The 6,975-nt window shown below is 70.9% G+C and carries 8 protein-coding genes; 2 read left to right on the top strand and 6 right to left on the bottom strand.

The genetic code is table 11. From position 1 onward, the window contains the following. Positions 1 to 58: 58 nt before the first annotated feature. A complete protein-coding gene (gene rsmI, locus G6030_RS02510; RefSeq protein ID WP_061229795.1) occupies positions 59 to 898 on the bottom strand; it encodes a 16S rRNA (cytidine(1402)-2'-O)-methyltransferase in 840 nt (279 codons plus the stop codon). Between the two features lie 68 nt (positions 899 to 966). Between rsmI and G6030_RS02505 the strand changes: the two genes are divergently transcribed. Both G6030_RS02505 and G6030_RS02500 read left to right on the top strand, forming a co-directional pair. Continuing rightward, the gene (locus G6030_RS02505) at positions 967 to 2,478 is read left to right on the top strand and encodes a phospholipid carrier-dependent glycosyltransferase (RefSeq protein WP_182642101.1); all 1,512 of its coding nucleotides are present in this window, start codon (positions 967 to 969) and stop codon (positions 2,476 to 2,478) included. Between the two features lie 143 nt (positions 2,479 to 2,621). Then, a complete protein-coding gene (locus tag G6030_RS02500; RefSeq protein ID WP_182642102.1) occupies positions 2,622 to 3,650 on the top strand; it encodes a mechanosensitive ion channel family protein in 1,029 nt (342 codons plus the stop codon). 18 nt (positions 3,651 to 3,668) lie between these two features. Here G6030_RS02500 and G6030_RS02495 read toward each other — a convergent pair whose 3' ends face one another. The 5 genes from G6030_RS02495 to G6030_RS02475 all read right to left on the bottom strand — a co-directional run. Continuing rightward, on the bottom strand, positions 3,669 to 4,067 hold the full coding sequence (locus G6030_RS02495) for a DoxX family protein (protein ID WP_007632033.1): 399 nt from the start codon (positions 4,065 to 4,067) through the stop codon (positions 3,669 to 3,671). 5 nt (positions 4,068 to 4,072) lie between these two features. Continuing rightward, the gene (locus tag G6030_RS02490; RefSeq protein WP_182642100.1) at positions 4,073 to 4,936 is read right to left on the bottom strand and encodes an SDR family oxidoreductase; all 864 of its coding nucleotides are present in this window, start codon (positions 4,934 to 4,936) and stop codon (positions 4,073 to 4,075) included. Between the two features lie 134 nt (positions 4,937 to 5,070). After that, the gene (locus tag G6030_RS02485) at positions 5,071 to 6,324 is read right to left on the bottom strand and encodes an NADH:flavin oxidoreductase (protein ID WP_182642099.1); all 1,254 of its coding nucleotides are present in this window, start codon (positions 6,322 to 6,324) and stop codon (positions 5,071 to 5,073) included. A 134-nt stretch (positions 6,325 to 6,458) separates the two neighbouring features. Further along, the gene (locus G6030_RS02480) at positions 6,459 to 6,776 is read right to left on the bottom strand and encodes an SMR family transporter (RefSeq protein ID WP_182642098.1); all 318 of its coding nucleotides are present in this window, start codon (positions 6,774 to 6,776) and stop codon (positions 6,459 to 6,461) included. Further along, positions 6,776 to 6,975: SMR family transporter (locus G6030_RS02475; RefSeq protein ID WP_241724108.1), on the bottom strand; the 200-nt coding region annotated here is incomplete at its 5' end. The genes G6030_RS02480 and G6030_RS02475, both read right to left, overlap by 1 nt.

Below are 6,975 nucleotides of genomic sequence, written 5' to 3'. Positions count from 1 at the left end.
AGACCTCCGACCACCGGAGGTTCAATAAAGGTAACGGGGGAGTGGCGGGTCGGGCCCGTCAGCCGCGCGCGTCGAGGACGGCCTGGTACAGCTCCCGCTTGGTCACCGCCGACCCCTCCGACACCGCCGCGCACGCGTCCTTGAGCCGCTCCCCCGCCTCGACCCGCTCCTCGACGATCTCCACGAGGTCCTCGAGCGTCGCGGCGGAGTCGGCCGCGTCCGCCCCGGCCACCACCACGACGATCTCCCCCAGGACACCGGACGCCGTGCGCTCGGCGAGCTCGCCGAGCGTGCCGCGCAGGACCTCCTCGTACGTCTTGGTCAGCTCGCGACACACCGCCGCCCGGCGGTCCGCGCCGAGCACCTGCGCGGCCTCGGCGAGGGTGTCGGCCAGCCGGTGCGGGGACTCGAAGAACACGCACGTGCGCTCCTCCGCCGCCAGCCGCGCCAACCAGGTCCGGCGGCGGCCGGCCCGCCGCGGCGGGAACCCGTCGAAGCAGAAGCGGTCGACCGGCAGGCCGCTGAGCACCAGCGCGGTGGTCACCGCCGACGGCCCCGGCAGGCACGTCACCGGAAGGCCCGCCTCGATGCACGCCACCACCAGCGAATACCCGGGATCCGACACCGCCGGCATGCCCGCGTCGGTCACCACGGCCACGGTGTCGCCCGCGCGCACGCGGTCGATCAGCTGGGGCACGCGGCCCGCCTCGTTGTGCTCGAAGAAGCTCATCACGCGGCCCCGGATGGTGACCTCCAGTGCCGTGGCGAGGGAACGCAGGCGACGGGTGTCCTCCGCGGCGACGATGTCCGCCGTGGCCAGCACGTCGCGCAGGCGATCCGAGGCGTCACCCGGGTTCCCGATGGGGGTGGCCGCCAACACGACACGTCCGGACGTCATGCCGACCACCCTATCCGCCGGGTGAGGCGTGTCCCCTGGCGGCGCGGGGGCCACACTATGCTCGGCTCGTGACCTCGACCCCCGGCGTGCGGTCCCCCGGACGTCCGCTGCCCGCCCCCGACACCGGCCCGGTCGACACGGCCCGCGACTGGATCGTCACCGGCGTCGTCCTGGTCCTGGCGTTCGTCTCGCGGTTCTGGGGACTGGCCTCGGCAACCGACAAGGGCACCCCGGTCTTCGACGAGAAGCACTACGCGCCGCAGTCGTACGACATCGCCCGGCTGGGCATCGAGGAGAACCCCGCCTACGGCCTCGTCGTCCACCCGCCCGTCGCCAAGCAGATCCAGTCCCTCGGCGGGCTGCTCTTCGATTACACCCCCATGGGCTGGCGGTTCACCGCCGCGCTGGCGGGGGTGCTCGTGGTGCTCATGGTCATGCGCATCACCCGGCGGCTGACCCGCTCCACCCAGCTCGGCTTCGTCGCCGGCCTGCTGCTGTGCCTGGACGGCGTCACCTTCGTGACCTCTCGCATCGGCATGCTGGACATCTACCAGGTGCTCTTCGTCGTGGCCGCCGCCGGCGCACTGCTGGTGGACCGCGACCAGATGCGCGGTCGCATGCACCGCGCCGCCGTCGAGGGCCGGCTCCACCTCTCCGAACTCGGCCCTCGCCTGGGATTCCGCTGGTGGCGTTTCACCGCCGGCGTGATGCTCGGCCTCGCGCTCGGCGTGAAGTGGTCCGGCCTGTACTTCATCGCCTTCTTCGGCCTCATGACCGTCGCCTGGGACTGGGCCCTGCGCAGCCGCTACGGCATCCACCGCCCGCTCGCCGGCGCGCTGCTGCGCGACGCGGTGCCCGCCTTCCTCACCCTGGTGATCTGGCCCGCGATCCTGCACCTGTTCACGTGGCTCCCGTGGTTCGCGGGCGAGAACTCCGTGTACCGGCACGCCGTCCCCGAGAAGGTCGCCGATACCTGGCTGCCCGATGCGCTGCAGTCGTGGCTGTACTACCAGTCATCGGTCCTGGACTTCCACTCCTCGCTGACCACCTCCGCCGGCAACCGGCACCCCTGGGAGTCCAAGCCGTGGACCTGGCCCATGAGCCTCCGGCCGATGCTCTACTACGTCGAGCAGGGCGAGGGCGTGGCCGGGTGCGGTGAGGCCACGTGCGTCCGCGCGATCATGCTGATCGGCACGCCCGCGATCTGGTGGCTGGCGATTCCGGTGCTGGCGTGGGCGTTCTGGCGCGCGGTCGTCTCCCGCGACGGGCGCTACGCTTTCCCGCTGGTCGGTTACATGGCGGGGTATCTGCCCTGGTTCTTCCAGCACGACCGGCAGATGTACTTCTTCTACGCCTCCGTCATGGTGCCGTTCTTCGTCATGCTCATCGCGCTGGTGCTCGGCGAGATCGCCGGCAAGGCCACCGACTCCCGCCAGCGGCAGCTCATCGGGCGCGGGATCGTGAGCGTGTACCTCGCGCTGGTGATCGTGAACTTCATCTACATGTTGCCGATCCTCGCCGGCCTGCCGATCACGCAGACCGAGTGGAACCACCAGCTCTGGTTGCCGTCCTGGCGCTGATCGGCCGCCTCGGCCCGCCCCGGTCGTCCTGAGCAGCCGCTGTGCATCGCGCCCGGGCCCCCATTTCGTGGTGACGGACCCGCCGGGCCGTCAGTAGCGTCGCGGAGGTGAACGAGCTACCCATTCCCTTCGCCGATCTCCCGATGAGCGACGTGACCCAGCAGTGGCTGGTCGAGAAACCGGTCACGATCGCCATCTACATCGTGCTGGCCCTGGTGGTGCGCTGGCTGCTGCACCGCGGCATCGACCGGGTCACCGCCCCCTCCAGAGACGGGTCGGTCTCCGGGTGGCGGCGACGCCGCCAGGAGAGGGCCGACCGGCGCGACGACGAGGCCGGATCGGCGCACGACACGGACGGCCACGACGGCGACGTCAGCGCGGACGAGAGCGGGGGCCTCACCGCCGCGAGGCTGAAGAGGCACGACCGCCGCCGCGACGCCGAGCACGTGCGGGCCGAGCAGCGCCGCGCGCAGCGGCGCGCCCAGCGGATGGCGACCATCGGCTCGGTGCTCAAGTCGCTCGTGTCGTTCGTCGTCCTGGTCTGGGTGGTCCTGCAGACCCTGGCGATACTCGGCGTCAACGTCGCGCCGTTCATCGCCTCCGCGGGGATCGTGGGCGTCGCCCTCGGCTTCGGCGCCCAGACCCTCGTCCGCGACTTCCTGTCCGGGCTGTTCATGCTCTTCGAGGACCAGTACGGCGTCGGCGACTGGGTGGACCTGGGCGAGGCCGAGGGCACCGTCGAGCACGTGGGCCTGCGCATCACCTCGCTGCGCGACCTGCACGGCACCCTGTGGTACTGCCGCAACGGCGACATCGCCCGCGTCGGCAACTACAGCCAGGACTTCGGCGTGGCGTTCCTCGAGATCCCCGTGTCCTACACCGCCGACGTCGACCGGGCGTGCACCGTGGCTATCGAGACCGCCAAGCAGGCGGCGGCCGAGGAGCCCATCGCCTCGAACCTCATCTCCGGGCCGGAACTGCAGGGCGTCAACGCGCTGGACGCGGATTTCTGGTCGCTGCGGATGACCGCCGTGACGCAGGCCAACGCGCAGTGGGCCACCGAGCGGGAGCTGCGCCGACGGATCCGCAACGCCTTCGACGAGGCCGGGATCGACGCGCCCTACCCGGAGGGCCTGCCGGTCTCGGCGATGCGGGCGATGGCGGCCGAGTGAGACACCCCGCCGCCGGCGTCAGCCGCCCAGCACCCTGTCGATACTGAACCTCCCGGCGCCGACGGCGGCGATGAGCAGCGCCCCCACGCCGAGCGCCACGACGAGCTCCCAGCCGTTCTGGGTGACGAACGGGCCGTGGGTCGCGTGGACGAAGTACAGGGCGCCGGCCATGTCCACTCCGAGCAGGATCCCGGCGAGCGGGGTGAGCAGTCCCGCGACGAGAGCGACCCCGGCCACGAGCTCGACCCCGGCGACGATCGCCGCGGTGACCTCCGGCTGCGGGATGCCGTAGCCCGCGAACTGCTCCCCCACCCGCGCCAACCCGAGCGTGAAGAACTTCTGCCACCCGTGCGCGACGAACACCACGCCGATGCCCACGCGGGCCAGCAGGATGGCGGCGTCGCGGAGGGTCTCCATCCCCCTCACGGGAGAATGCCCTGTCCGACCTTGGTGATCCGCCGGTTGAGCAGCCTCATCGCCAGGTTGTACAGGGGCGGGGCGAATTTCTGGGCGGCGAAGCCCACCCTGACGTCGGGCGAGGTGTAGACGATGTAGCGGCCCCTGCGCACCCCCTCGAGCATCTTCTCGGCCGCCTCGTCCGGCGTGACGGCGTGACGCCGGAACTGGTCGACGGTCCTGGCGACCTCCGGCATCGAGCGGTCGACACCCGCGATCTCGATCGTCTCGACCAGCGGGGTGTCGACGCCGCCGGGGCAGACCAGGTGGACCCCGATGTCGTAGGGCGCCAGGTCGAAGCGCAGCACCTCGGCGATCCCGCGGATGCCGAACTTGGCGGCGCTGTAGGCGGCGTGCCACGGCAGACCGAGCAGACCGGCGGCCGAGGAGACCAGGGCGAGGGCCGAGGGCTTACCGGCCGTCATCATGGCCGGCACGAACGCCTCCACCACGTGGACGGTACCCATGAGGTTGACCTCGACCATCGACCGCCACACGCGGTGCTCGAGCAGGTCTGGTCGACCCCATGCCGAGTTGCCCGCGACGTGGAAGACCGCGTCGGGGGCCCCGTGCGCGGCGATGACGCGCTCGCCGAAGACGAGGACCGCGTCGTGGTCGGTGATGTCGAGCGCCTCGGCGGCCAGGACGGGCGCACCCGCGTCGCGGCAGGCCTGCTCGACCGATGCCAGCCCGTCGGCGTCACGGTCGGTGAGGACGAGACGGGCCCTCTCACGGGCGAGCCGGATCGCCGTCGACCGACCGATCCCGCTGGCCGCGCCCGTCACCACGCAGACCTTGCCTCTGTACTCCCTGATGCGTCGCCTCGACATCTGCTCCCCTGTCCCGGCCCGCGTCGTCGGCAGCGGACCGCCTGATGTGCTCACCGTAGCGGCCCGCGGGTGCCGTCGAGGCGGTGTCGGTCGGGCGCGTCCCCTCTCTCGGGCCCCCTCTCAGACCTGCTCTCTCAGACCTGCGGCGTGAGCTTGGTCGCCTGGAGCGTGTCGTGGCCGCCGCGCGGCGGGATCGGCGGCACGTACTCGCGCAGCACGCATCGGCTCCCGCTGTAGATGGTGGCAATGCACCGGTTGCAGTGGACACACAGCGAGCGACGACGCTCGTCCTCCCTGAGCGTGTTGGGGAAGTCAGGCTCGCGCAGCAGAGCGCGGCCCATGGCGACGAACTCGAAGCCCGCGTTCATCGCCTTGTCGATGGACGGTCGGTCGACGATGCCGCCGAGCAGCATCATCGGCAGGTCGACGGCCTCGCGGATCTGGCGGGCGTCGTCGAACATGTACGCGTCGGTGTAGGGGTACTCCTTGAACATCTTCGGTCCGACGACCTTCATGCCCATCTTGATCACGGGCGGCTGGGTGGCGGCGAACTCCTCCAGCGGCGCGTCACCCTTGAACAGGTAGATCGGGTTGAGCAGGGAGCTGCCGACAGTCATCACCAGCGCGTCGGCCGAGCCGTCCTGCTCCAGCCACCTGGCGACCTGCCGCGCCTCGTCGATCCAGAAGCCGCCGGGCACGCCGTCGTCCATGTTGAGCTTCATGGTGACGGCGATCGTGTCGCCCATGGCGTCGCGGATGGCACGGCCGATACGGCGGGCGAAGCGGGCGCGGTTCTCCAGCGACCCGCCGTACTCGTCCTTCCGGCGGTTGAGCCTCGGACTGAGGAACTCACTGGCGAGGTAGTTGTGACCGAAGTGCACCTCGATGGCGTCGAAGCCGGCCTCGTAGGCGCCACGCGCGGCACGGACGTGGTCCTCGACGATCCGGTCGATATCGGCAAGGGTGCACGCCTTGGTGATGGCCAGGCCGGTGGGCGCGGGGATGCGCGACGGACCGAGCGGGGTCATCCCGTTGGAGGCGCCGTTGGCGACCGCACCGGCGTGGCCGACCTGGGCGGAGATCGCGGCACCCTCGTTGTGGACCGAATCGGTGAGCTTGCGCAGCATCCCGCCGTCGTCCATACCCCAGTGGTATTGGTGCTTATCGGTGCGACCCTCGGGCGACGTGGCGAGGTAGGCCACGGTCGTCATACCGACCCCGCCTCGGGCGTACTCGGTGTGGAACTCGATGAGCTCGTCGGTGATCCGCCCACGGGGACACCGGCCCTCGAAGGTGGCGGCCTTGACGATGCGGTTCCGCAGCGTGACGTTGCCGATCTTTCCGGGGCTGAAGACGTCGGGGGCGGGGGTTCCGGGCGCGAGAGTCATGCGCAGACTGTAACCCGTTCTAGTGGCGCTGTCACGGCCTTGGCCTGCGCTTATGCACACCGTGTGCAGGTTTCTCGACGGGCGCGTGCGGCACACCCCGCCTACCTGCGGGGGATAGGGTCGCCTAACCGCGGTCAGGCGTCCGCGCCGAGTTCGACGAGCAGCACGCCGCAGGCGATGAGGACGATCCCGGCACCCATCAGCGGCGTGAGCGGCTCGCGGAACAGCAGGCGGCTGAACACCGCGGCCAGGGCGACACCGGCGGCGGTCCAGATGCCGTAGGCCACGCCGAGCGGCATGCCGGCGGCCAGGGTGAGGGACAGGAACACGAACGCCATCAGGTACCCGGGCACGACGGCGGCGTACCACCGCGCGTCGTCGACGGCCTTGCGGAGGGAGAGGGTCGCCGCGAGCTCACAACAGATGGCGACGACGAGGTAACCCCACGCCATCACGCGGCCCCTACCGCTCGGGCGCGAGCGCGCTGGGATCCGAGTTCGACGCACAGGACGCCGGCGATGATGACCGCGATACCGGCCACCATCAGCGGGGTCAGTGGCTCGGCGAAGATCAGCGCGGACAGGCCCGCGGTGAGCGCGACGCCGGTGGCTCCCCAGATGCCGTAGGCCACGCCCAGCGGCAGCCCCGCCT

The sequence above is a fragment of the Dietzia sp. E1 genome (genome assembly GCF_014145015.1).
GTDB classification, from domain to species: domain Bacteria; phylum Actinomycetota; class Actinomycetes; order Mycobacteriales; family Mycobacteriaceae; genus Dietzia; species Dietzia cinnamea_A.
The sequence above is the reverse complement of the archived record's forward strand: the minus strand, read 5'-3'. Positions and strand labels throughout refer to the sequence as shown.

Excerpts from the sequence above, each read along its gene's own strand:
- rsmI (WP_061229795.1), bottom strand. The coding sequence starts at position 898 with ATGACGTCCGGACGTGTCGTGTTGGCGGCCACCCCCATCGGGAACCCG.
- G6030_RS02500 (WP_182642102.1), top strand. The coding sequence starts at position 2,622 with ATGAGCGACGTGACCCAGCAGTGGCTGGTCGAGAAACCGGTCACGATC.
- G6030_RS02495 (WP_007632033.1), bottom strand. The coding sequence starts at position 4,067 with ATGGAGACCCTCCGCGACGCCGCCATCCTGCTGGCCCGCGTGGGCATC.
- G6030_RS02490 (WP_182642100.1), bottom strand. The coding sequence starts at position 4,936 with ATGTCGAGGCGACGCATCAGGGAGTACAGAGGCAAGGTCTGCGTGGTG.
- G6030_RS02485 (WP_182642099.1), bottom strand. The coding sequence starts at position 6,324 with ATGACTCTCGCGCCCGGAACCCCCGCCCCCGACGTCTTCAGCCCCGGA.
- G6030_RS02480 (WP_182642098.1), bottom strand. The coding sequence starts at position 6,776 with ATGGCGTGGGGTTACCTCGTCGTCGCCATCTGTTGTGAGCTCGCGGCG.